Here is a 21,648-nt window from a genome sequence, read left to right as displayed (position 1 = left end):
GAAACGCCGATATGGACAATCAACAGGAAACCGACGGCCAGCGCATCGCAAAGGTCATGGCCCGCGCCGGCCTGTGCTCCCGCCGGGAAGCCGAACGCTGGATCGCCGAGGGGCGCGTCACCATCGACGGCGAAGTGATCACCACCCCCGCAATAACGGTGACGGCTGAAAACCAGATCACGGTCGACGGCAAACCCCTTCCCACCGCCGATCGTGTCCGCCTGTGGCGCTACCATAAGCCAGCCGGCCTACTGACCACCTCAAACGATCCGCATGGCCGCCCCACCGTCTTCAACGACCTGCCGCGCGACCTGCCGCGCTTGATCAGCGTCGGGCGGCTCGACCTGAACTCGGAAGGCCTGCTGCTGTTCACCAATGACGGGGAACTGGCCCGTAAACTGGAACATCCATTAACGGGTCTGCCACGCAAATACCGCATCCGTGTCTACGGCGTCGTCGACCCGGCAAAACTGGAAAGCATTGACCGGGGCGTGACCGTCGACGGGGTGAAATACGGCCCGATCTACGCCGAACTGGAACGGCAGCAGACCAGCAATGCCTGGATCACGGTCATCCTGCGCGAAGGCAAGAACCGCGAGGTTCGCCGCGTCATGGAACATCTGGGTTACCGGGTAAACCGTCTGATCCGCACGGGTTACGGCATGATCGCACTCGGCGACATGCCGCGCAGCGCCATAGAGGAAGTCCCAGCCGGAGTCGTCAAGAAACTGCTGGGCGAAAGGCATAAGGGCGCCAAGGCCAAACCCAAGCCCGTCAAACCGGGGTATAAACGTACAGCCGCCGCCGCGAAGGCCCGCGGCCGGAAACCTGCCGATGCGGATCGTCGCGGGAAAGCATAAGGGCGTCCGCTTGGACGCCCCGGATGGATCCGCCACGCGCCCCACCTCTGATAGGGCGCGGGAGAACCTGTTCAACATTCTGGGCCACGGCGAGCATGCGGAAAAGCTACGTGGCGGTCGTGTATTGGAGCTTTTCGCAGGCACCGGTGCATTGGGCCTGGAAGCGCTTAGCCGAGGCGCGAGCCATTGCACTTTCGTCGAAACAGGAAAACCCGCCTTGGCGGCGTTGCGCGCCAATATCGCGAAATGCAGGGCCGAAGACCGCAGCAAGGTCGACACCTCGGACGCTTTCCACCTGAGCCGACAATCACAGCCTTGTGACATTCTGCTGCTCGACCCGCCCTACAAGGACGGTGCCGTCGAACAGGCGATACGAACCGCTATGGACGCGGGAGCGGTCGGGCCCGAAACACTTGTCATTGCCCAGCTCGATCCTAAAACCGCTTGGACTTTGCCGGATGGGTTCGCGCAATTGGACGACCGTCGCTACGGCGCGGCCCGGTTTCTCTTTCTGATGAGAGACTGATCTTTATCCGCGCTGTTCGGCTGTGGCCCTATTGCGGCCGAGCGCGAGGATCATGAACAGCACCGGGATCAGGATGACGAAGCCGATCCAGAATTGTGCCGACACATCGATATGTTCCAGGGCCAGCCCGGCCAAGGCAGGCCCCGCAATTCGCGCAAGGCTGGACGTCGATTGCGCCGTTCCCATGACGGTGCCCTTTAAGCCTTCCGGCGCCTGACGGCTCATCAGGCTTTGCATGGCGGGATTGTGGAACCCCATGGCGATAGCCAGCAGCGCCATTGGCAATGCGAGCCAGTAATACTGCGTAACGAAGCTTAAGGAGATGACGGACAGCATCAAAGCGAGCGCACCGATGAAAGCCACCCGCGCCTCACCGATTTTCTTGCTCATTCGACCGACGAGGCCGCCTTGGACGATGGCATTGATAACCCCGGCGAAGGCTAGGAAATAGCCGATATCCCGCGGCCCTATATCCAATACATGGGCACCCCACAGGGCCAGCGTTCCCTCGACGCCGGTGAAAACCAGGGAAACCAGAAAAAACGGCACCAAAAGGCGCAACAACCAGGGTTCTTTCGCCACCTTCAGCGCTTTTTCCGCCATATCCGCCTGATGAACGCGATGGCGGGCCGGTTCCTTCACCAACAGGCTGGTGATCAACAGTCCGACGACGGCACAGCCGGCGGAAATATAGCTGGGAAAGGCAAAGTCCGGATGATCCCCGCCGACCGCCGTTGCACCGATCGCAGGACCAATGGTGAACCCGATACCGAATGCCGCCCCCAGCATGCCCATGCCCTTGGCACGGTCTTCCGAGGTCGTAACATCGGCGACGAACGCCTGGCTTGTCGCCAGCCAACCCGCCGTAAAGCCGGCAAAAGCACGGCTTAAGAATATCGCCAGTTGCGTATCCGCATTCGCAAGCCAAAGGTAGCTGATGACGGTAGCCAGCACCGAAATGATCATAACGGGTTTTCGACCGATCCGGTCTGACAGACGGCCCCAGAGCGGTGCGCTCAACAGAGAACAGGCCGAAAAAACGGAGAAGATCGCCGCCGCCTCGAAATCGCCCCCACCCGCTTCCTTGACCGCGAACGGCAGCAGCGGAATGACGATGCCCAAGCCGATGATGTTGACGCAAGTCGCGGCGGCAAGCGGGATCAACGCCTTGAAATTGGATTCACTTATGGGGGAGTCGTTGGACAAGGACGGTTCCGGCACAATGATGAAAGACCCTGCCGAAGTACCGGGCGGAACCCGCAAAGTCAAAGCCCCTGGAGAGGGTCGGGGCCCATGAAGAGAATCAGTGGCAGGTGGCGATCAGCGCCTTCCGAATAACTTTTCGATATCCGCCAGCTTCAGCTCCACATAGGTCGGCCGGCCATGATTGCATTGCCCTGAATGCGGGGTTGCTTCCATCTGCCGCAACAGAGCGTTCATTTCCTCGGTGTTGAGCCGCCGTCCCGACCGGACCGAGCCATGGCAGGCCATGGTCCCACAGACTTCTTCGAGCTTTTCCTTCAAGGTAAAGGCATCGCCCAAATCGCCGAGTTCGTCGGCCAAATCCCGCACCAGCCCCTGTACGTCAAGTTCACCCAACAGGGACGGTGTCTCCCGGACCGCGACGGCGCCGGGACCAAACCCTTCCAGGACAAGGCCCAATTCGGCCAGCTCGTCAGCACGGGCAATCAGCCGGGCCGCGTCCTCATCATCCAATTCGACGATTTCCGGAATCAAAAGACCTTGCCGCGGGACCCCGCGTTCACCCAAAGCCTGTTTCATTTTCTCATAGACGAGGCGTTCATGCGCGGCATGTTGATCAACGATCACAATGCCATCACTGGTCTGGGCCACAACATAGGTCTCGTGCAGTTGCGCCCGCGCCGCCCCCAACGGATGGTCCGCGGAACCGGGCGCTTCCATTTCATGCCCGTCCGACCGCGCCGCCGGGACGAACCCATAATCCTGAGGCGGGATTTCCTGTCCGTCCAAGGGGGAGTAAAAAGAATTCGCCGCCTCCGCAACGCCCGAAGACGGATTGTAAACCGGTGCCACATAATTGGGACCATAACCGGGAGTATGGCTTCCGCCGAGCGGCATTCGCATGGCCCCCGAAGGCGACCGGCCCGTGAAGGAAAGCTGATGCCCCCCTTGTGGCCGTATTGACCCCAAAGCCGCCGCCGACACCGTGGTCGACGCCCGGTGCCCGGCTTCAGCCAAGGCGTGTTTCAACGCCCCCACGACGAGGCCACGGACAGATCCGGGATCGCGGAACCGGACTTCCGCCTTGGCGGGATGGACGTTCACGTCGACGATGCGAGGTTCCATTTCAAGGAACAAGGTCAGCAGGGGATGCCGGTCACGCGCCAGAAAATCCGCATAGGCTGCGCGGACCGCGCCGGTCAATTGCTTGTCCTTCACCGGTCTGCCGTTGACGAATAAAAACTGCATCGAGGCGGTGCCGCGGTTGAATGTCGGTAGCCCCGCAAAACCGGTCAACGTCGCACCATCGCGTTCCGCCGAAATCGGTAACGCATTGTCCATGAACTCCCGCCCCATGATGGCGCCGAGGCGGGCCAGACGCGCGTCAAGCAATTCGCCTTGCTCCGCCCGCAGCCGAATGCGTTCCCTATTGCCGTCGTGAAGCGAAAAGGAAACTTCCGGATGCGCCATCGCCAGCCGGTTCAGCACCTCAATCACGGCGGAGGTTTCCGCCCGCTCGCTCCGCAGGAATTTAAGACGGGCCGGTGTGGCATAAAACAGATCTCGAACCTCAATCCGTGTACCAGGCGGACCGGAGGCCGGCGCGACCGACCCGACCTTTCCGCCTTCAATCGCCAGCGCCCAGGCATTCTCGTCGCCAGCCGGGCGGCTGGTGATCGACATGCGGCTGACCGATGCGATCGACGGCAGGGCTTCCCCGCGGAAGCCCAGCGTCGCAATGTTGAACAAATCTTCATCGGGCAGTTTGGACGTGGCGTGGCGTTCGATTGCCAGCATCAATTCGTCAGGCCCCATGCCGCAACCGTCATCGGTGATGGCGATAAGGCTGCGTCCCCCCTCGCGGATGGCAACCTCAACCCGGTGCGCGCCGGCATCCAGGCTGTTTTCAGCCAGTTCCTTCACGGCCGAGGCAGGGCGTTCCACCACCTCGCCCGCGGCGATGCGGTTCACGATCGTCTCTGGTAGTCGACGGATGGCCATGGGCCCGGAGGTACCCCCCTCCCCAGTATTGGTGCTGATGTTAGAACTGGTGCTACAGCGTGCCCTAGTTCTGCAAGTCGTAGAGATACTGACGCGTCAGTTTCTTGCCGTGCTCCACCGCAGGCTGATCGAATGGATCGACATTTAGCAAATGCGCGGACAAGATCGTCTCCAACATGAAATGCATCATGATTCCGCCCAGCGCGTATTCATTGATCGCATCGAAATGAATTCGGCGCACGGGCTTGCCATGTTCGATCAATGTTTCCGACGTGCCGCGGCGCGATGCATCCATCAGCTCCGCCAGCGTCCGACCGGCTAGATAGTCCATGCCGGTCAGTTTCGCGAGGTCGGCATCGACCGGATCGACCGTGCCGGGGCCAACATTTTCAGTGTCTTCCTCAAGCGGTCCCGACAACACGGTGAACATCTTGTCTGCTGGCCCGTCCAGCCAAAGCTGAAGCTGGCTATGCTGATCGACCGGACCGGTCCCGTATATCGGCGTCGTGCCCTCGCCTTCCTTGCCCAGGCTTTCCGCCCAAAGCTGACGATACCAACGGGCAAGCGACCCAAGTCGGTCGCTATAGGCCAACATGACATGCGCCATGATCCCGGAATTCTTGTTCAGCCCGACATTGACCGCTGCACCCAACGCAGCATCGGCGCTCAGCGGATCTTTCGCGGAGAGGGTCCGGTTCAGGATGTCCGCGGCCCCTTCGCGTACCGCCTTGGCGTCCAGACCGGCGATCAAGGTCGGCAGTAAACCGACGACGGACAGGACCGAATAGCGGCCGCCGACCTTGGGGTCGTGATCCAGTACCGGCAGATCGAATTCCTTGGCCAGTTTGCGCAGCGGATTGTCGCCCGGTTCCGTGATGATGGTGACGTGATCCTTGACCCGTGAATCGCCCAGGGTCGCCCGCAACAGCGGCAGGACACTCAGGAACTGCATCAGCGTTTCCGCGGTACCACCGGATTTTGAGATGACGATCCAGCCGGTCTTGCGCCGGTCAAGATGCCGGATGACGCGGTTGAAGCCAAATGGATCGACATTGGTGACGATATGCAGTCGCGGTGCCAATCCCCGTTTGTCAGGGTCCGCCATCGTGTAAAGGGCACGCCCGCCCAAACTGGACCCACCGGTCCCCAGTACCACGACATCTTCGAAGAAATTGCGATACCGGTCGGCGACCTGTTCGATTTCTGGCAAGTCGTCCCGCCGCTCCGGCAGGCGCAACAGCGGTAGTTCACCGCTTTCCTTCTTTTGCCGAACGGCTTCGATGCCCGCGACGAGCCCGGGGGCATAGCCTTCGAGCTGTTCCTGGGTGAGTCCCTTCGGACCGATCCGGCCCGCCATGCAGGCTTCTGTATCTTGTTTATACGGCATCGTCGTTATTGGCTCACCAAATGATCAAAGAAATAGTCTGTTCGCTGACGGCACGGACATCGGCCAAGCGCATTCTTGCCCACCTGACTAGGCCGTTCAAGTAGCCGTCATCACACTGAAGGTTGAGATTTAGCCGCCGATATCCGGTGCAGGGCGCGTAGCGGCAAGGTTCGCGGGTTTCCCAACGACAACAATCGTCAAGGCCGCCGGATCGAACAATTCTTTCGCAACCCGATTGGCCTGATCCAAAGTCACGGCTTCCAGATAACCGTTCCGCTTGTCGATATAGTCGATACCCAGGTCGTAATACTGAATACCCGTCAGCGCTCCGGCGATTTGCCCGGTCGTCGTAAAACGCAAAGGATAGGACCCGGTCAGATAGGTTTTCGCGTTTTCCAACTCTTCAGCCGTTACGCCCTCATCCCGGATCTTGGCCCATTCGCGCTGGATGATTTCCACGGATTCCGCCACCGCATCGTTTCGCGTGGAAACGCCTGCCATAAGAAGCGAGGACCGCTTTGTGTCATGTAAAGACGCATAGGTTGAATAGGCCAACCCGCGCTTTTCGCGCACCTCTTCCGTCAACCGGGATGAGAAACCGCCGCCACCCAGAATATGGGTGACCAAATAGGCCGCGTAATAGTCCGGGTCATGGCGATCGATTTCGACGGGCTGAGCCATGGCAACGACGCTTTGGGGCACATCCTGCTCAATCACGATGACGCCGCCTTCCGACGAAGCCGCCACCGGCGGCAGAACCGGCACGTCGCCCTTTTCCGGCAAGCCGCCGAAGACTTCATCCAGCATCGGCCTCAGTTCTTCCGCCGTGATCTTCCCGACCACGCCGACGACCAGCCGGTCCCGGGTCAATGTCTTGGTGACGAAATTCCGCATATCCGAAATCGTGACCGCCTGGACACCATCAATCGTGCCGCCGCCCGGACGGCCATAGGGGTCGTCGCCATAGAGGGCTTTGACCAAGGCTTTTCCGGCTTTCGCGTTCGGGCTGGTTTCCCGACGCTTCAGGTTGATCAATATCTGCCCACGAATCCGTTCCACCGCATCTTCATCGAAACGCGGCGCGGTCAACGCCAATTTCAAAAGCCGGACCGCTTCGTCACGATATCGGTTCAAAGTCATGAAGCTACCGGAAAAGGAATCCCGACCAGCGCCAAAGCTTATATTGATGGATTTATCGTTCAATATGCGTTGGAACGCTTGGCTATCGAGATCCCCGGCGCCCTCGTCCAACACGCTTGAGACCAGTTCAGCCAGTCCTTCTTTCCCCGCAGGGTCGAGGGACTCGCCTCCTCGAAACAGGAAATCCATCGAAACGAGATCGGCCGTTTCGTCTTCCACAAGCCAAGCCGCTATGCCGCCGGGACTGACGACTTCCTGGATGTCGATGGCCTTGGCCGGTGCGGTCCATAGGAAGAGGACGCTGACAAGTGCCAAACCATAGGCAGAAAGACGGCGCATCAAGATTTCCCCTTACCCGTTGTCTCGCCTTCCTGTGTCGACGTTTCCGCCGGCAACAGTTTGGAAACCAGGGCGCCCTGGTCCGTCAAAACATGGCGCATCGCTTCATTCACCTGATCTATCGTCACCGCGGCGATACGGTCAGGCCAGGCTTCCACATCCTGGGCGCTACGCCCAATAGTGACGGCGGCACCCAAAGTGCGCGCGATGCCCTGAAAACTGTCTTTCGCCAATTCAGCCGCATCGGTCAGACGGACGATGGCGCGTTCAACCTCATCTTCCGTCACACCGTCACTTAGGATGTCGGCGATCTTGGCCTCCATGGCCGACGCAGCGTCGTCCAACGACTTACCCGGCGCCGGAGAGACATAAAAACCCAGCGTCGCGGGACCCCGGCTATCCGCCGAGTACCAGGCCCCGGCCGAAGCCGCGACTTTGTCCTGTACGACCAGCGAACTGTAGAGGCGGCTTGTCGAGCCGCCGCTCAAGACCTCGGCAAGGACCTGCAACGGATAGGCATATTCCGTCGCACCATAGAGGTAGCTGGGCGCCAAGTAACGTTTGCTCCATGACGGCTGAGTCACATCACGGTCGTGGAGCACCACCGTCCCATCCGCCTGATGTGGGGGCTCACGCCAAGCAACCGGGTCGGGAACGTCCCGAACCGGCAGACTGCCGTAGTATTTTTCTGCCAGCGGCAGGACATCGGCCATATCAACATCGCCGACCACGACCAGAACCGCGTTATTGGGCGCGTACCAACGGTCGTAGAAACCCTTGATATCGTCATGCGTCAGGTCGCGAATTTCATGCGCCCAGCCGATGACCGGCCGGCCATAGGGGTGGTTCATAAAGAAGGCGGCATCCGCCTGTTCCGCCAAACGAGCCCCTGGGCGATTTTCGGTTCTCGATCGACGCTCTTCCAAGATAACCTGGCGCTCGGTCTCGATCTCCTTCGGATCGAGTTTGAGGTTCCTCATCCGGTCGGATTCAAGTTTCATCACCAATTCCAGCCGATCCGCGGCAATCGCCTGATAATAGGCCGTGTAGTCGGAACTGGTAAAAGCGTTGTCCTGGCCGCCGTTTTTAGCGACGATTTCAGAGAACTGACCGGCTGGAACCTTCTCAGTTCCCTTGAACATCAAATGTTCGAAAAAATGCGCCAAACCCGACTTACCCTGCGGTTCGTCCATCGCACCGACCTTGTACCAGACCATATGCGTGATAACCGGGGCACTGCGCTTGGAAACGACCACGACCTGCATGCCGTTTGAGAGGGTCGCCGTTTCAGGGTCGAAAACGCGGGCGTCGGCATCTCGAACCGTGATGGAAAGCACCAATAGCGCCGTGAAGGCGGCCAGATAGACAGGGATTCGCATTCGGATCACATCTTCCTCGTTCGGTGGCACCCCTTCCTATATAGGGAGGGTGAGGCAGAACCGAAGCGCTAAGGAATAAGAAAAGTTTTGGTTCGGAAGAGGAAAGCGGCTTCCCGACGTGGCCTGGACCTAGAACGGCCACTTGAAGAGCGGTTCTTCCGTCTGCGTGGTGATCGTCGGCGTTTGGCCTTCCGTCACCGGGCGACCAAGGCTGGAGTTTTCCTGCAAACGCTTGGATTCACCCTCCGGATCGACGACATCGCCCGGAAGCTTGTCTTCCTTCCAGAACAGCAGATCATCCACGAAGCTTTCGTTTTCACGGGCAAGCGACGCGCTTTCGTCATCCACTATTTGCCGGATTTCCGGATCGGCATTCAAAGCGTTCGCCTTCGCCAGCAAGGCGATTTCACCGGGGCTGCTGCCCTGGGCGACTTTCTCACGCACCAAGCGTTGCTGCTGCCGAGGCGTCAAATCATTGCCGATCAGGGAAGCCCGGGCCGTAGCCCGCGGTGTGACCCGGTTCAATTCATCCGCATTGGGATCGGGCGCCCGAAGGCCGAAATCCGGCGGCAGGGTCAAGGGCGCGCGTTTCACGACAGAGAATTCGTCGGGGCCGCCGCGCTGGTATCCGAAAAGGTTTCCCAGATTGGACTCACACCCGGCCAAAAGCACAGATGCCGCGATCACAGCACAAACGCCAATCTTCCTGGAAATTCGAACCATAGGTTTGTCTTCGTCCCGACGCCGTTGCAGCGGATACTACGCCGCTTTGTCCGTGTTATTTAATAAACCATCCAGCAGGATCAATCCAACCCCAACGACAATGGCGGAATCCGCCACGTTGAAAGCGGGCCAATGGTACCCGGCTGCATGCAAATCGAGGAAATCGAACACCGCGCCGAACCGGACACGGTCGATAACATTTCCAACCGCGCCGCCCATGACGAGGCCAAGTGCCATGGCCAGCATCCAGTGCCCCACCTTGCGGAGCCAAAAGAATAGACCGATCGTGATCGCCAAGGCCAAACCGGACAGGCCCCATCGCCCCAGTTCCGCGTGGTCGGAGAACATCCCAAAGCTGACCCCGCGGTTCCAGACCATGACTAGGTTGAAGAAACCGGTAACCTCAATCGTCCCGTTGGCGGACTGCACGATGTCCAGAAACACCCATTTGCTGATCTGATCCAGAATGATCGTAACGCCGCAGATTACCAATCCGAGGCCGACCAAGGACCGGCTGCCAGCGGCTGTTTCAGGCATGTCGGTTCGCGTCATTCGGCCGCCGTCGGAAGATTGCGCACAGCGTCCGCGCATCTGCCGCATGTCCCTGGCGCATTGTCATGCTTGCCAACATCCGGCAGCACGCGCCAGCAGCGTTCGCACTTCTGGCCATCCGCCAATTGCGGGGAAACACCGATTCCGGGAACCTCTACCAAGGTGAAGGCGCCGTCCGGGATTTCACCGGCTTGAACCGTCAACCCGGAAGTAATGCAGACCTCAGCCAAATCAACATCCGATACCTGGGCCAACATATCCGCTGGAATCGTCACCAACGGGGCCGACTGCAAGCTCGCCCCGATGCGCTTTTCCGCCCGTTCGATTTCCAGCGCGCCGAGAACGGCGCGACGAATCTGCCGGACCGAAGCCCATTTCTCCGCCACCGCCGGCGCCGACCATTCTGCGGGAACGTCCGGAAAGACGCGCAGATGTACGGAATTGTCGTCAGCATCCCCGGTGCGGGACAGCCAGGCTTCCTCTGCCGTGAAGCTCAAAATCGGCGCAAGCCATGCGGTTAGGCAGGAGAACAACTCCTCAAGCACGACAAGACTTGCACGCCGTTTCACATCGTCTGCAGGGTCGCAATACAGGCTGTCCTTGCGGATATCGAAATAGAATGCGCTGAGGTCGATGGCGCAGAAATCATGCAACTCACGGAACGCACGGTGGAAGTCGTACGCCGCAACGGATTTTCGGACGATCCCGTCCAATTCCCAAAGCCGGTGCAGCATCAGCCGTTCCAGTTCAGGCATCTGATCCAACGGCATCCGTTCCGACGGATCGTGACCGGACAGGTTTCCGAGCAGCCAGCGCAACGTGTTCCGGAAGCGACGGTAGTAGTCGGTCAACTGCTTCAACGTGCCTTCGCCGACGCGCAGATCGTTGTAGTAATCTTCAAACACCACCCACAGGCGCAGGATATCCGCACCGTATTTGTCGTTCACTTCCTGCGGCACGACCTGGTTGCCCTTGGACTTGGACATTTTGGTTCCGTCCTCGGCCATGATGAAACCGTGTGTCAGCACCGCCTCATAGGGCGCACGGCCGCGCGTTCCGCAGGATTCGAGAAGTGACGAGTGGAACCATCCGCGATGCTGATCGGTCCCCTCAAGGTAGAGAGAGGCCGGCCATTGCAGGTCTTCCCGCTGTTCCAGCACGAAGGCATGGGTGGAGCCGCTGTCGAACCAAACGTCGACAACATCCATCACCTGCTCGAAATCGTCCGGATTATGCGTGTTCCCCAAGAAACGGGAAGGGTCGGAGCTGAACCACGCATCCGCGCCCTCTTCCCGGAATGCCTCCACGATACGATCTACCACCTGCTGATCACGCAGGGGTTCGCCCGTTTCCTTGGAAACGAAAACCGGAATCGGCACGCCCCAGGCGCGCTGGCGGGAGATGACCCAATCCGGCCGGTTCTCGATCATCGAGTAGAGCCGGTTCTTGCCCCCTTTCGGGTAGAAAGCCGTATCTTCGATCGCCTGCAACGCTTTCGTCCGCAGATCGTTCGTCTTCATGGAGATGAACCATTGCGCCGTATTCCGGAAAATCAGCGGCGCCTTCGACCGCCAGGAATGTGGATAGGAGTGCTTCAGATTCCCCTTGGCCAGAAGCTTGCCGGCGATGGCCAGATTCCGAAGTACTGTCGCGTTGGCATCGCCTTCCTTGCCTTCCGACGTCAGCACCGCCTTGCCCGCCAGCAGCGGAACATGGTCGTAGAACACACCGTCCTCGCCCACCGTCTGCGGGATTTCCAATTCGTTCGCCATGCCGAGCGCCCAGTCATCGGCACCATGACCCGGCGCGATATGGACGAAGCCGGTACCGGCATCGTCGGTGACGAATTCCGCATCCAGGACCGGGCAGTCGTATTCGAACCCACCGTTCGCATCCGCATAACCACGCCAGGGATGGGCGCATTTCGTACCGATCACTTGCTCACCCTTCAGGGTCGCGACAACGGTATTGCCGATGATGCCCGCCTTTTCGCAGACCGCTTCCTGAAGCGCCTTGGCGACCACCAGGCGTTCGCCAACGACCGCCTTGGAGTTCTCGGCAATGTCGGTGACTTCCATAACCACATAATCAAAGTCACGATGCGCGGCGACGGCGCGGTTGCCCGGAATCGTCCATGGCGTGGTCGTCCAGATGACAACCGTTGCCCCTTCCAATTCAGGCACGGCCGCGGCAACGACCGGGAATTTCACCCAGATCATCGTCGACTTGTGTTCCTGGTATTCGACCTCGGCCTCGGCCAGGGCAGTCTTTTCAACCACCGACCACAAGACCGGCTTGGAGCCTTTATAGAGCGCGCCATTCATCAGGAACTTGCCCAGTTCGGAGACGATCTGCGCTTCCGCCCCATAGGCCATGGTGGTGTAGGGGTTATCCCAATCGCCCAGCACGCCCAAACGCTTGAACTCAGACCGCTGGATGTCGATCCACTTGTCGGCGAATTCGCGACATTCCTTCCGGAACTCGACGATCGGAACATCGTCTTTATCCTGCCCGGCGGCGCGATACTGTTCTTCGATCTTCCATTCAATGGGCAGGCCATGGCAGTCCCAGCCGGGGACATAGTTCGCGTCCTTACCCAGCATCTGCTGCGACTTGTTGATGATGTCCTTTAGGATCTTGTTCAGCGCGTGGCCGATATGAAGATGCCCGTTCGCATAGGGAGGGCCGTCATGCAGGATGAATTTTTCACGGCCCTTCGAGCTTTCGCGGAGTTGCCGCCACAAATCGATGCGCGCCCAGCGTTCCAGCAGTTCGGGTTCCTTGGTCGGCAACCCGCCTCGCATCGGAAAATCGGTTTTCGGCAGCGCGATGGTGTCCCGGTAGTCGGGCGCGGAAGAAGTGTTTTCAGTCATTCCAGTTCCGTCCTGAGTGGGCTTTCGGCAAGCCCTTCTCCAGTCACAATGGATAATGTTCGATCTTGTTCGTAGGGGCCCATGGCCCCGCTTTCGTCACAGTCGCAGTTGCAACGCGCCTGTCCCGGCTCCTGTCATATCGTCAGGGCCGGGCCGATAATTCGACGAATGATCCGATTTGCTGTCGGCAACATGGGCAGCATTGTATCAGCCTTGTTTCGTGGCGCGCGATCCTAGTTTTCACACCATACGGGGTCAAGCGCGGAACGCCTAAAAGGCAAAGCCGCACCCGGCCGGTTGTAGACAGGCCGGAAGGCGAAGGTTAGAACCGCTCGTGTCAGCAAGAGCAAAGCGATTCTGGAGATGCCTATGCGCCCTTTATACATCATCCCGATTCCACCGACCCCGCCGATTCCAGGCCGCTTGCCCGAAGCCTTTGTCAGCCGCCAGGGTTTATTTTCCGATGAAGAGATGGATCGCATTCAGCAAGCGGCCTTGCATCGCGAGTCCCGCCGAGTGGTTGTCGGTCTCGACAACAAGGTTGACCCCGATGGCAACCTCAGCTTTGTGCGTCACCTTCCCCCCAACAAAGAGATGCAGTGGGCCTATCAGCGGATTCTGGATGTCATTTCGGAGCTAAACGCGCGCCATTTCCAGTTCGACATTACCGGTATCGACGAACCCCTGTACCACGTGACCTACGAAGGCAATGAAAAGGGCCATTACAATTGGCATATTGACGCGAATGCCCCCGACAGACCTCGACGCAAGCTGGCCATCACGTTCCAGATGAGCCACCCGAACGAGTATGAAGGGGGTGATCTGGAAATCAATATGACCGGTATTCCAGTAACTGCGCCGAAGGAACGCGGCACCCTGGTGATGTTCCCAGCCAACCATATTCACCGGGTGACACCCGTGACCAAGGGCACACGTTGCGCGCTGGTCACCTGGATAGTGGGCCCGCCGTTCAAGTAGGCAAAGGCGTCGGGGATCGTAGCGCCTACCCCCCGGCGGCGCGGGTTTGAAGGATGCGCCTCGCCACGGCGCAATCGTGCTGAATTTGCTTTTGCAAACCATCCAAACCGTCGAACTTCCTGTCGGGTCGGATGAACTCTATCAGCGCGACCCGCAGATAATGGCCGTAGAGATCGCCTTTGAAGTCGAATAGGAAGGCTTCGAAAAGTTCACCCGTCCCATCCACGGTCGGACGGTTCCCGTAATAGCCCGCCCCGTCATACCAGGTAACCGCGGATTGATCCTGCGTTTCGACGCCGCAACGCACGGCGTAGATACCGACCGCCGGACGAACGTACTCGCCAAGGTCCAGGTTCGCTGTCGGAAAGCCTATCGTCCGGCCCAATTGCTGGCCTTTTTCGACCCTTCCTTCGATCTCGAAAGGCCGGCCCAGCAGCGCAGCAGCCTGACCCGGATTGCCCCGGCGCAGCAGATCGCGGATCCGGGTCGATGAATAGATGATCCCGTCATGCGTCGCCCGAGGATCGATCGTGGTGACGGTAATGCCGCCACGGTCGCGGATCAGATCGGGGGTACCCGCCCGGCCTTTGCCGAAGCAAAAGTCGTAGCCCACAACGATATGTCTGGCCCCCAGTCCACCAACCAGAATGTCATCGACGAAGGCATCCGCCGTCATGCTGGCCAGATCCGCATTGAAGCTGAGTACGACCAGCGCATCGACCCCCAGTGCCGCCAAATGGTGCGCTTTGTTTCGCAGGTCCGTGAGCCGGAAGGGTGGTTCACCCGGCGCGAAATAACGGCGGGGATGGGGTTCGAAGGTCATCACCAACAACGGTGCGTTGGCCGCCTGCGCAACTTCCGCAGCACGACCGATCACATCCTGATGGCCACGGTGAACACCGTCGAAATTGCCCAGAACGACGACGCCGGACTTCAGATCGTCCGGTGTTTCGGAAACGTGGTGAAGGATGCGCATGATGTTGTGCCGGAATGCAGCGTTCGACTCTGGGTCGGGCTACGTCCGAAGCTCCGCCCGGGCACGAACCATCATCTTGGCCTGCCCGTCACAGACGATGGTATCGCCGACACGCGCAGTAGTTTTGCAGATCAGACGTTTCTTTTCCGGGACCAATTCTGTGATAACCGCGCGCGCCTCCACCGTATCGCCGGCGCGAACCGGCGCCAGGAAGCGAAGGTCCTGGCTAAGATAGATGCAGCCGGGACCGGGCATCTTGGTTCCCAAAACGGTCGAGATCAGGCTGGCCGTCAACATACCATGGGCAATACGGCCCTTGAAGATGGTTCCCTCGGCGAATTCCTGGTTCACATGGACCGGGTTCATATCGCCGGTAACGCCGGAAAACAGAACGATATCAGCTTCGGTAATCGTCTTCGCAAAAACGGCGGACATTCCAACACTAAGATCTTCGAAAAAATATCCGTTCAGATCTTCATGCAGCCTTGCGCTGTCCATGAATTCCCACTCCTTTTTACGAGCTTTTCCCGCCCTATCGGCGGCCCATGCCACCATTCTGTCGTTGGTATCCCGGCGCTTCGGCCGGCCGTGACGATAGCCGCCACGCCTTAGGCAGGCAAGCAGCCTTCGCAGCCGCAGCAAAGTAGCGCAGCAGACGAAATGGCCACGTTCAGCCCTTCGGATCGATCGGCTTGGTCGAGATGCCGGACGCCTGCTGGAAAAGATGTGCCATCCCAAGCAGTTCCCCGTCGCCACGCGGACGCCCGACCAGTTGAATACCGATCGGAAGTCCGTCATCAGTGAAGCCACAAGGCACGGAAATCGCCGGACAGGAGGTGCATGTGATTGCATAGCACATCGCCAGCCAATCGATGTAATTGTCGAATCGATGACCGTCCACCTCTTCGACATAGCGTTGATCCACATCGAATGGCGGCACGATCGCCGTCGCACATGCCAACAGGTCGTATTCCCCGAAAAAGGCGGCAACCCGCGCATACAAGGCGGCGCGTGCGCGCTCCGCCCTGCCGATCTCATCGGCGGTCAGCGCCATGCCTTTTTCGATGTTCCAGATCACATCCGACTTCAATTGGTCCCGGTGTTCGTCCAGATCGGATGCATGTCCGGCAACGAAAAACTCGGCCCGCATGGTCTGGAAAATATCAGGCGTGTCGGTCAGGTCGGGACAGGCTTCCTCGACCGTCGCCCCCATATCGGCAAAAACCCCGGCCGCGCCGGAAATCACGTCGGTAACCCGAGGGTCGACCTTCAGGAAGCCGAGATTGGGGGAAAGCGCCACGCGCTTCGGCCCACGCGGTTTGCGAACCTGCTCCAAGTAACTTGTTGCCGGCGCCGGTCGCGAAATCGGATCTTCAATATGATTACCTGTCATCACATCCAAGAACAGGGCGACATCCTCCACCGTGCGCGCCATCGGTCCCTGAACGCTGAGACAGTCAAATGGCATCGTCGATGAAGACCGCGCCACCGTCCCGGGGCTGGGCCGGAAACCGACCACGTTGCAAAAGCTGGCGGGCGTGCGCAGGGAGCCACCCAGATCAGACCCCGTCGCAAGCCATGTCATGCCGGTTGCAAGGGCGACGGCAGACCCACCGGAGGAGCCGCCGCAGGTCATGGCCGTGTTCCAAGGGTTTCTAGTTTTTCCGAAGACCTCATTGAACGTGTTCGCGCCGGCGCCGAATTCCGGCGTGTTGGATTTTCCGATCGTTATCCCGCCGCGTTCTTCGATCCGCTCCACCATGATGTCAGACCGGTCCGGTACATGGTCGGCGAAGATCGGGGAGCCATAGGTGGTCCGCACCCCTTCCACATCGTTCAGGTCCTTTACCGCCACGGGCAGCCCACCAAGCAGCGTGGCCTTCAGGCCCGGCTTATTCGCCGCCGCTTTGGCGCGGTCCGGACAAAGGGTGACCATGGCGTTGACCGGCCCATCGACCCTGGCGATCCGGTCATAGGCCGCGTCTACGAAATCGGCCGGTTTCGTCTCGCCCTTGTTGAGGCTCTGCATAGCCTCTACGGCAGTCATGGAAATCAGATCGGTCACGGTACGCCCTCCCGGCAAAAGACATCTGTTCTGCGATTGTTTATTGCTTTCGTACAATGGGGCCATCGAAGACCTTGGTCCAACCGATATCCTGGTTTAGGGAAAAGGATCAAGGCAAAGCCGAGGGTAGGATGACGGACACGCAACAAACCACAACCGACGACGGGCAGGAGCGCCTACCGGTCAGCGTCCTCACGGGGTTCCTCGGAAGCGGTAAGACGACTTTGTTGAAAGCGCTTCTTAAGCACCCCGACATGGATGAAACGGCAGTCGTCATTAACGAATTCGGTGAAGTCGGCCTTGACCATTTATTGGTCGAGCAAAGTTCCGAAGACATGGTCGTCATGGATTCCGGTTGCCTGTGCTGCACGATCCGTGGCGACTTGATCGAAACTTTACGGAATCTGATCCGGCGCCGCTGGAAGGGCGAAATTCCCCCATTCAAACGGTTGGTCATCGAGACCACGGGCCTGGCAGATCCCGCCCCCATATTGCACACCTTGATGACCGACCCTGTGATTTCCACGCGCTATCGGTTGGACGGCGTGATCACGACGGTAGACGCCGTCAACGGTGCGCTGCAATTGGACACCAACCCTGAATCGGTAAAACAGGCCGCCGTCGCCGACCGCATTCTGCTTACGAAAACAGACATGATGCAGGGACCAAATCCGGACCGGCTGGATGAACGCCTACGTGCCTTAAACCCCGCGGCGCGTATCCTAGCCGTCAGCCACGGGGACGTGGACCCTCAGGTCCTGTTCGATGCCGGGCTGTACGACCCGGCGACCAAAACGCCCGATGTCGAACGCTGGTTAAAGGAAGAAGCCTATGCGGAAGACCATCAGGGGCACCATCACCACGGGCACCATCACCACGGGGATCATCATCACGATGGCGGGCATGACCATCATCACGACGTGAACCGACACGACGACCAGATCCGCAGTTTCTGCATCTCTTATGGAAAACCCATCGACTGGGACGCTTTCGTGGAATGGATCGAAGCATTGATTTCGGTGCATGGCGGCAACCTGCTCCGGATCAAGGGCATCTTGAACGTCGTCCAGGCCGACGGCCCCGTTGCCATCCATGGTGTGCAACACGTCTTCCATCCGCCGGCCGTCCTGCCTGGATGGGCGACGGACGATCACACATCGAAGATCGTGATGATAACGCGGTCGATATCGAAACAACCGGTCGAAGAAATGCTCCACGCATTTCTGAACGCCTCGGCGCAAGACCGGGAGACGGCGTCCTAAACCAAACCATCTTGAGTGGCCGGGCACGCGTCCGACACGCGGCCAACCATACCGCCACGCCTACTGATCGAGAGATCCCATCCCAGCTTCGCGGATTTTTTTATCGGTATTGTATTGGCTGAGCGCATACACCGCCCAAATCGCCGCGGGGACCCATCCGATCACGGTGAGCTGGAGGATAAGGCAAATGATTCCCTGGAACGGCTTGCCGATGGTGAAGAAGGTTAGCCAAGGCAGGATAAGGGCGATTAACAGTCGGATCATTGGATTCTCTCCTTCGCAACGGCCTGAAGGCCCAACATCACGGCATCGTAAAGCGCTTCGCAAAAAAGCGACAGACCCGGGCATGAAAATGCGGCCCCAAGGGACCGCAGATCAAACGCCTATTTTGTAGGGAGGTATGGATCGTCCCCATGACACTCACTGGGGGGGTACGGGAGGCGTGAAGTGCCACGGGGACGATGCCATCGTCGGCTGTTTCCAGCCGGTCTGCTAGGTATGGATCCCCACGGCGACCACTGGGGGGTACGGGAGGCGTGAGCGCCGTGGGGACCAAGCCCTCGAGCGGAAACCGCTCGAAGCTCTTCTCGGACGTTACCGCCCGAAACTGATAACAACGCGACGGTTATTCTGTTCCTTCACATTGTCGCCGGTCGGTACGGCCGGGAGGTCTTCACCCAAAGCCGTCGTCCGGATTTTCGAAAGATTGAAGCCCTTCGCAGCCAACGCCGCGAACACAGCGTCCACACGCGCTTCGGAAAGCTTCTGGTTATACTCGGCATCGCCACGGGTATCTGTGTGTCCGGCAAGACGCAGAACAACGGCCTGTCCCTTGTCGAACGCTGCGATCGCCTGGTCGATCTTCGCGGATTCGGACGGCGTCAGTTCGGCGCTGTCGAAGTCGAAGAGGATAGTGACCGGCTTCGGAAGCGGCGGCGGCGGCGCGACCGGCTTCGGCGGCGCGGCAGCGGCGACTTCTGGCTGCAGGGCAGCTTCAAGCTTTTCGATATGGAAAATGAACGCCTTCTTGCAAGCTTCGATATCATCCGGCTGCAGGTCTTCTTCCTGCTCCTGCATCCAGCAATCGAAACCGCCTTGCGCCCCGGCAGCGTGTTCCGGCGAGGCTTCACGGCCCCCAGCGGCCAGCGCGGCCATCAAGCGTTCACGGGATGCCGTCAACACCCGAATGGATTTTTCCGGAAGATCGCGCGCGGAAATCTCTTCCGGCTGCGGCGAGTTGCCTTCCAGGACCGACCGAGCCCGAACCGTGAACGTATCAGCATCGGCCCAGTCGTATTCGGCAGCTTCCATTTCGGCAAGCTTCACATATTCCTTGTGCAAGGCGACGTCGAATGCGCTACCCGACGGGGTTGAAGCCTTGATATCAGGTAAGCTGCTGACCGCGCAGCCTGTAAGCAACGCGGCGGCAAAAGCGAGTGCAGTGGTGCTCTTCAGATAGCTTTTCATGACACTTCCTGTTCTATTTGTGGCTGTATTAAGATGGTCGCTCTAACCGAACGACGTGCTACCCGACCATACAAACACCGTCTTTGTTACCCTCTCAACGAACAAGTTTTGTGCCAGACTGTGCCGGTTTTGAATCCGATGGCCCAGAAAATGGGAAATTCATTTTAAAACAGCCTCTTAGAATAATGTCGGACATATCATTCTAATTTAGTGAGATTAAACTATTGGACGGACTACGTACCAATCGGTAACACTTTTTCGCGATATGATTTGCAAATTGCAAATATAGTCGACCATTGCAATTTGCGTTTTGGGAAAGCCTTGAAATCGGTCCACATCGTCCCTTTTGATTTCCTGACGCGGCAATTAAATGAAAAGACACACAGGTCATAACGAGGCGGGCTGAGATGGAAAATATGCAACAACCGCGACTAAGCCGTCGGCATTTTCTATTGGGCGGCGGCTGTGCGTGTGCTGCCTCGTTGACCGGTTGCCTTTCGACCAACAGAGCAACGGGCCGCAACACCTTCACAGGCTTCTACTCAATCGAGGATGACATCGCGCTTGGTCGCCAAGAACATCCCAAATTAGTGAAACAATTTGGCGGAGAATATGACGATCCGCGATTGCAACGCTATGTCGAGCAGATCGGATTCAAAGCCGCCCAATTCACTGAGTATCAGTTCCCCTATAAGTTCACCATCGTGAACTCCCCGATCATCAACGCTTTCGCCTTGCCCGGCGGCTTTGTCTATCTGTCCCGCGGCCTGCTTTCCTTGGCGTCGAACGAAGCTGAGGTTGCCGGGGTTCTGGCGCATGAGTTGGGCCATGTGAATGCGCGCCATACAGCCGAACGCATCAGCCAATCCCAGTTGGCGCAACTGGGCATTGGCGTGTTGGGGCTGGCGCTTGGCAACACCGCCGTCACCAACGCCTTGGGCCAAGTTGCCGGCCTAGCCATTCAGGGTCATTCCCGGGATCAGGAACTGGAAGCCGATACCCTTGGCATTCGATACATGTCCCGCGCCGGATACGATCCGGACGGCTCCGTAAGCTTCCTTGCTACGCTGCGCGAACATTCCATGCTGGAAGCGGAGATGAACGGCCTGCCGCCGGGATCGGTCGATGAATTCAACATCATGGCCACCCACCCCAGAACCGTTGAGCGGGTTCGCTTGGCGCAGCAGCATGCCGCCGAGGTAAACGTCTCCAATGCAATCATTGGCCGCGACCCGCATCTCGGTGCGATCAATGGCATGCTGTACGGCGACGATCCGGAACAAGGTATTATCGACGGCAATACCTTCGTCCATGGCCCGTTGCGCTTCGAATTCACAGTTCCCGATGATTTCCTTTTGCGAAACAGCCCGACACGGATCGCAGCGACCCACCAGCAAGGCGCGATCATTCTGTTCGACATGGCCAAGACCGACCGCAACAGATCCATGCTGTCCTATATCCGAAATGTTTGGGCACCGCAGGCACGATTCAGCGATGCCGAGAAACTGCGGATAGACGGCGCCGACGCAGCGACTGCCCTGACCCAAGGCAACGGCAATGGCGGTCAGGTCGACATACGCCCGGTGGCTATCCGGGGGGATGGTGAAACCGTATTCAGGTTCCTGTTTGTAAGTCCCGCCGGGGCATCTTCGCGGTTCAGCGAGGGATTCCGGCGAACGACCTATAGCTTTCGTCGCCTTTCGCCGTCGGAAGCATCCGCGATCCATGGTCGTCGGTTAGTCGTGGCCCCGGCCCAACCCGGCGATTCCGCCGCCGCGCTGGCCCAAACCATGCCGTTCGGCAAATTTAATGAGCGCGCGTTCCGGGTCCTTAACGACCTTGGCCCAAACGACAATTTGTCGCCGGGCCAATTGCTGAAGATCATCGCTGCTTAGCACGGCGCCCTGCGCCGCGCCG

At 59.0% G+C, this 21,648-nt stretch carries 18 protein-coding genes; 5 read left to right on the top strand and 13 right to left on the bottom strand.

Annotation, left to right across the window (positions count from 1 at the left end):
• Positions 1–11: 11 nt before the first annotated feature.
• A complete protein-coding gene (locus EOI86_RS01535) occupies positions 12–860 on the top strand; it encodes a pseudouridine synthase (protein WP_127763387.1) in 849 nt (282 codons plus the stop codon).
• Entirely contained in the window at positions 835–1,386 is a 552-nt protein-coding gene (gene rsmD, locus EOI86_RS01530; RefSeq protein WP_127763386.1) for a 16S rRNA (guanine(966)-N(2))-methyltransferase RsmD, read from the top strand. Before EOI86_RS01535 ends, rsmD begins: the two co-directional genes overlap by 26 nt.
• Before the next feature lie 3 nt (positions 1,387–1,389).
• Here the strand turns inward: rsmD and EOI86_RS01525 are convergent, their stop codons facing one another.
• The 8 genes from EOI86_RS01525 to ileS form a co-directional block, all read right to left on the bottom strand.
• Positions 1,390–2,592: an MFS transporter gene (locus tag EOI86_RS01525; RefSeq protein ID WP_161973650.1), complete on the bottom strand. Its 1,203-nt coding sequence runs from the start codon at positions 2,590–2,592 to the stop codon at positions 1,390–1,392.
• A gap of 114 nt (positions 2,593–2,706) precedes the next feature.
• Positions 2,707–4,590 (bottom strand): DNA mismatch repair endonuclease MutL, encoded by a 1,884-nt coding sequence (gene mutL / locus EOI86_RS01520; protein ID WP_127763384.1) that lies wholly within the window; start codon positions 4,588–4,590, stop codon positions 2,707–2,709.
• A gap of 64 nt (positions 4,591–4,654) precedes the next feature.
• Complete coding sequence (locus EOI86_RS01515; protein ID WP_127763383.1) at positions 4,655–5,977, bottom strand: glucose-6-phosphate isomerase; 1,323 nt, start codon at positions 5,975–5,977, stop codon at positions 4,655–4,657.
• A 129-nt stretch (positions 5,978–6,106) separates the two neighbouring features.
• Entirely contained in the window at positions 6,107–7,456 is a 1,350-nt protein-coding gene (locus EOI86_RS01510; RefSeq protein ID WP_127763382.1) for a M16 family metallopeptidase, read from the bottom strand.
• Positions 7,456–8,835, bottom strand: a complete 1,380-nt coding sequence (locus tag EOI86_RS01505; protein WP_127763381.1) for a M16 family metallopeptidase — start codon at positions 8,833–8,835, stop codon at positions 7,456–7,458. The genes EOI86_RS01510 and EOI86_RS01505 overlap by 1 nt, the downstream gene beginning before the upstream one ends.
• A 129-nt stretch (positions 8,836–8,964) precedes the next feature.
• The gene (locus EOI86_RS01500; protein ID WP_240035547.1) at positions 8,965–9,522 is read right to left on the bottom strand and encodes a DUF3035 domain-containing protein; all 558 of its coding nucleotides are present in this window, start codon (positions 9,520–9,522) and stop codon (positions 8,965–8,967) included.
• A 72-nt stretch (positions 9,523–9,594) separates the two neighbouring features.
• On the bottom strand, positions 9,595–10,110 hold the full coding sequence (gene lspA / locus EOI86_RS01495; RefSeq protein WP_240035546.1) for a signal peptidase II: 516 nt from the start codon (positions 10,108–10,110) through the stop codon (positions 9,595–9,597).
• Entirely contained in the window at positions 10,107–12,983 is a 2,877-nt protein-coding gene (gene ileS, locus EOI86_RS01490; protein WP_127763379.1) for an isoleucine--tRNA ligase, read from the bottom strand. The genes lspA and ileS overlap by 4 nt, the downstream gene beginning before the upstream one ends.
• 369 nt (positions 12,984–13,352) lie before the next feature.
• Between ileS and EOI86_RS01485 the strand changes: the two genes are divergently transcribed.
• Positions 13,353–13,961 carry a 2OG-Fe(II) oxygenase family protein gene (locus EOI86_RS01485; protein WP_161973649.1) on the top strand — a complete coding sequence of 203 codons (609 nt, stop codon included), beginning with the start codon at positions 13,353–13,355 and terminating at the stop codon, positions 13,959–13,961.
• Between the two features lie 25 nt (positions 13,962–13,986).
• Here the strand turns inward: EOI86_RS01485 and EOI86_RS01480 are convergent, their stop codons facing one another.
• The 3 genes from EOI86_RS01480 to EOI86_RS01470 all read right to left on the bottom strand — a co-directional run bounded on the left by EOI86_RS01480 (position 13,987) and on the right by EOI86_RS01470 (position 17,002).
• Positions 13,987–14,937, bottom strand: coding sequence for a bifunctional riboflavin kinase/FAD synthetase (locus EOI86_RS01480; protein WP_127763377.1), 951 nt, complete (start codon positions 14,935–14,937; stop codon positions 13,987–13,989).
• Positions 14,938–14,976: 39 nt separating this feature from the next.
• The gene (locus EOI86_RS01475) at positions 14,977–15,435 is read right to left on the bottom strand and encodes a MaoC family dehydratase (protein ID WP_127763376.1); all 459 of its coding nucleotides are present in this window, start codon (positions 15,433–15,435) and stop codon (positions 14,977–14,979) included.
• Between the two features lie 172 nt (positions 15,436–15,607).
• The gene (locus EOI86_RS01470; RefSeq protein WP_240035545.1) at positions 15,608–17,002 is read right to left on the bottom strand and encodes an amidase; all 1,395 of its coding nucleotides are present in this window, start codon (positions 17,000–17,002) and stop codon (positions 15,608–15,610) included.
• A 131-nt stretch (positions 17,003–17,133) separates the two neighbouring features.
• On the opposite strand from EOI86_RS01470, the gene EOI86_RS01465 reads away from it, so the two are divergent.
• A complete protein-coding gene (locus EOI86_RS01465) occupies positions 17,134–18,264 on the top strand; it encodes a CobW family GTP-binding protein (protein ID WP_127763375.1) in 1,131 nt (376 codons plus the stop codon).
• Between the two features lie 60 nt (positions 18,265–18,324).
• On the opposite strand, the gene EOI86_RS01460 is transcribed toward EOI86_RS01465, so the two are convergent.
• Positions 18,325–18,528, bottom strand: a complete 204-nt coding sequence (locus EOI86_RS01460; protein ID WP_476702842.1) for a YqaE/Pmp3 family membrane protein — start codon at positions 18,526–18,528, stop codon at positions 18,325–18,327.
• A gap of 330 nt (positions 18,529–18,858) precedes the next feature.
• Positions 18,859–19,731: an OmpA family protein gene (locus tag EOI86_RS01455; protein WP_127763373.1), complete on the bottom strand. Its 873-nt coding sequence runs from the start codon at positions 19,729–19,731 to the stop codon at positions 18,859–18,861.
• Positions 19,732–20,138: 407 nt separating this feature from the next.
• On the opposite strand from EOI86_RS01455, the gene EOI86_RS01450 reads away from it, so the two are divergent.
• The gene (locus EOI86_RS01450; protein WP_127763372.1) at positions 20,139–21,626 is read left to right on the top strand and encodes a M48 family metalloprotease; all 1,488 of its coding nucleotides are present in this window, start codon (positions 20,139–20,141) and stop codon (positions 21,624–21,626) included.
• Positions 21,627–21,648: the final 22 nt, after the last annotated feature.

It is taken from the genome of Hwanghaeella grinnelliae, assembly GCF_004005845.1.
Classification (GTDB): domain Bacteria; phylum Pseudomonadota; class Alphaproteobacteria; order UBA8366; family Aestuariispiraceae; genus Hwanghaeella; species Hwanghaeella grinnelliae.
This window is presented reverse-complemented; position numbering and strand designations above follow the sequence as displayed.

Coding starts and splice junctions, on each gene's coding strand:
- EOI86_RS01480 (WP_127763377.1), bottom strand. CDS start 14,937: ATGCGCATCCTTCACCACGTTTCCGAAACACCGGACGATCTGAAGTCC.
- mutL (WP_127763384.1), bottom strand. CDS start 4,590: ATGGCCATCCGTCGACTACCAGAGACGATCGTGAACCGCATCGCCGCG.
- EOI86_RS01515 (WP_127763383.1), bottom strand. CDS start 5,977: ATGCCGTATAAACAAGATACAGAAGCCTGCATGGCGGGCCGGATCGGT.
- EOI86_RS01460 (WP_476702842.1), bottom strand. CDS start 18,528: ATGATCCGACTGTTAATCGCCCTTATCCTGCCTTGGCTAACCTTCTTC.
- EOI86_RS01485 (WP_161973649.1), top strand. CDS start 13,353: ATGCGCCCTTTATACATCATCCCGATTCCACCGACCCCGCCGATTCCA.
- ileS (WP_127763379.1), bottom strand. CDS start 12,983: ATGACTGAAAACACTTCTTCCGCGCCCGACTACCGGGACACCATCGCG.
- rsmD (WP_127763386.1), top strand. CDS start 835: ATGCGGATCGTCGCGGGAAAGCATAAGGGCGTCCGCTTGGACGCCCCG.
- EOI86_RS01510 (WP_127763382.1), bottom strand. CDS start 7,456: ATGCGCCGTCTTTCTGCCTATGGTTTGGCACTTGTCAGCGTCCTCTTC.
- EOI86_RS01475 (WP_127763376.1), bottom strand. CDS start 15,435: ATGGACAGCGCAAGGCTGCATGAAGATCTGAACGGATATTTTTTCGAA.
- EOI86_RS01505 (WP_127763381.1), bottom strand. CDS start 8,835: ATGCGAATCCCTGTCTATCTGGCCGCCTTCACGGCGCTATTGGTGCTT.
- EOI86_RS01450 (WP_127763372.1), top strand. CDS start 20,139: ATGGAAAATATGCAACAACCGCGACTAAGCCGTCGGCATTTTCTATTG.
- EOI86_RS01535 (WP_127763387.1), top strand. CDS start 12: ATGGACAATCAACAGGAAACCGACGGCCAGCGCATCGCAAAGGTCATG.
- EOI86_RS01465 (WP_127763375.1), top strand. CDS start 17,134: ATGACGGACACGCAACAAACCACAACCGACGACGGGCAGGAGCGCCTA.
- EOI86_RS01455 (WP_127763373.1), bottom strand. CDS start 19,731: ATGAAAAGCTATCTGAAGAGCACCACTGCACTCGCTTTTGCCGCCGCG.
- lspA (WP_240035546.1), bottom strand. CDS start 10,110: ATGACGCGAACCGACATGCCTGAAACAGCCGCTGGCAGCCGGTCCTTG.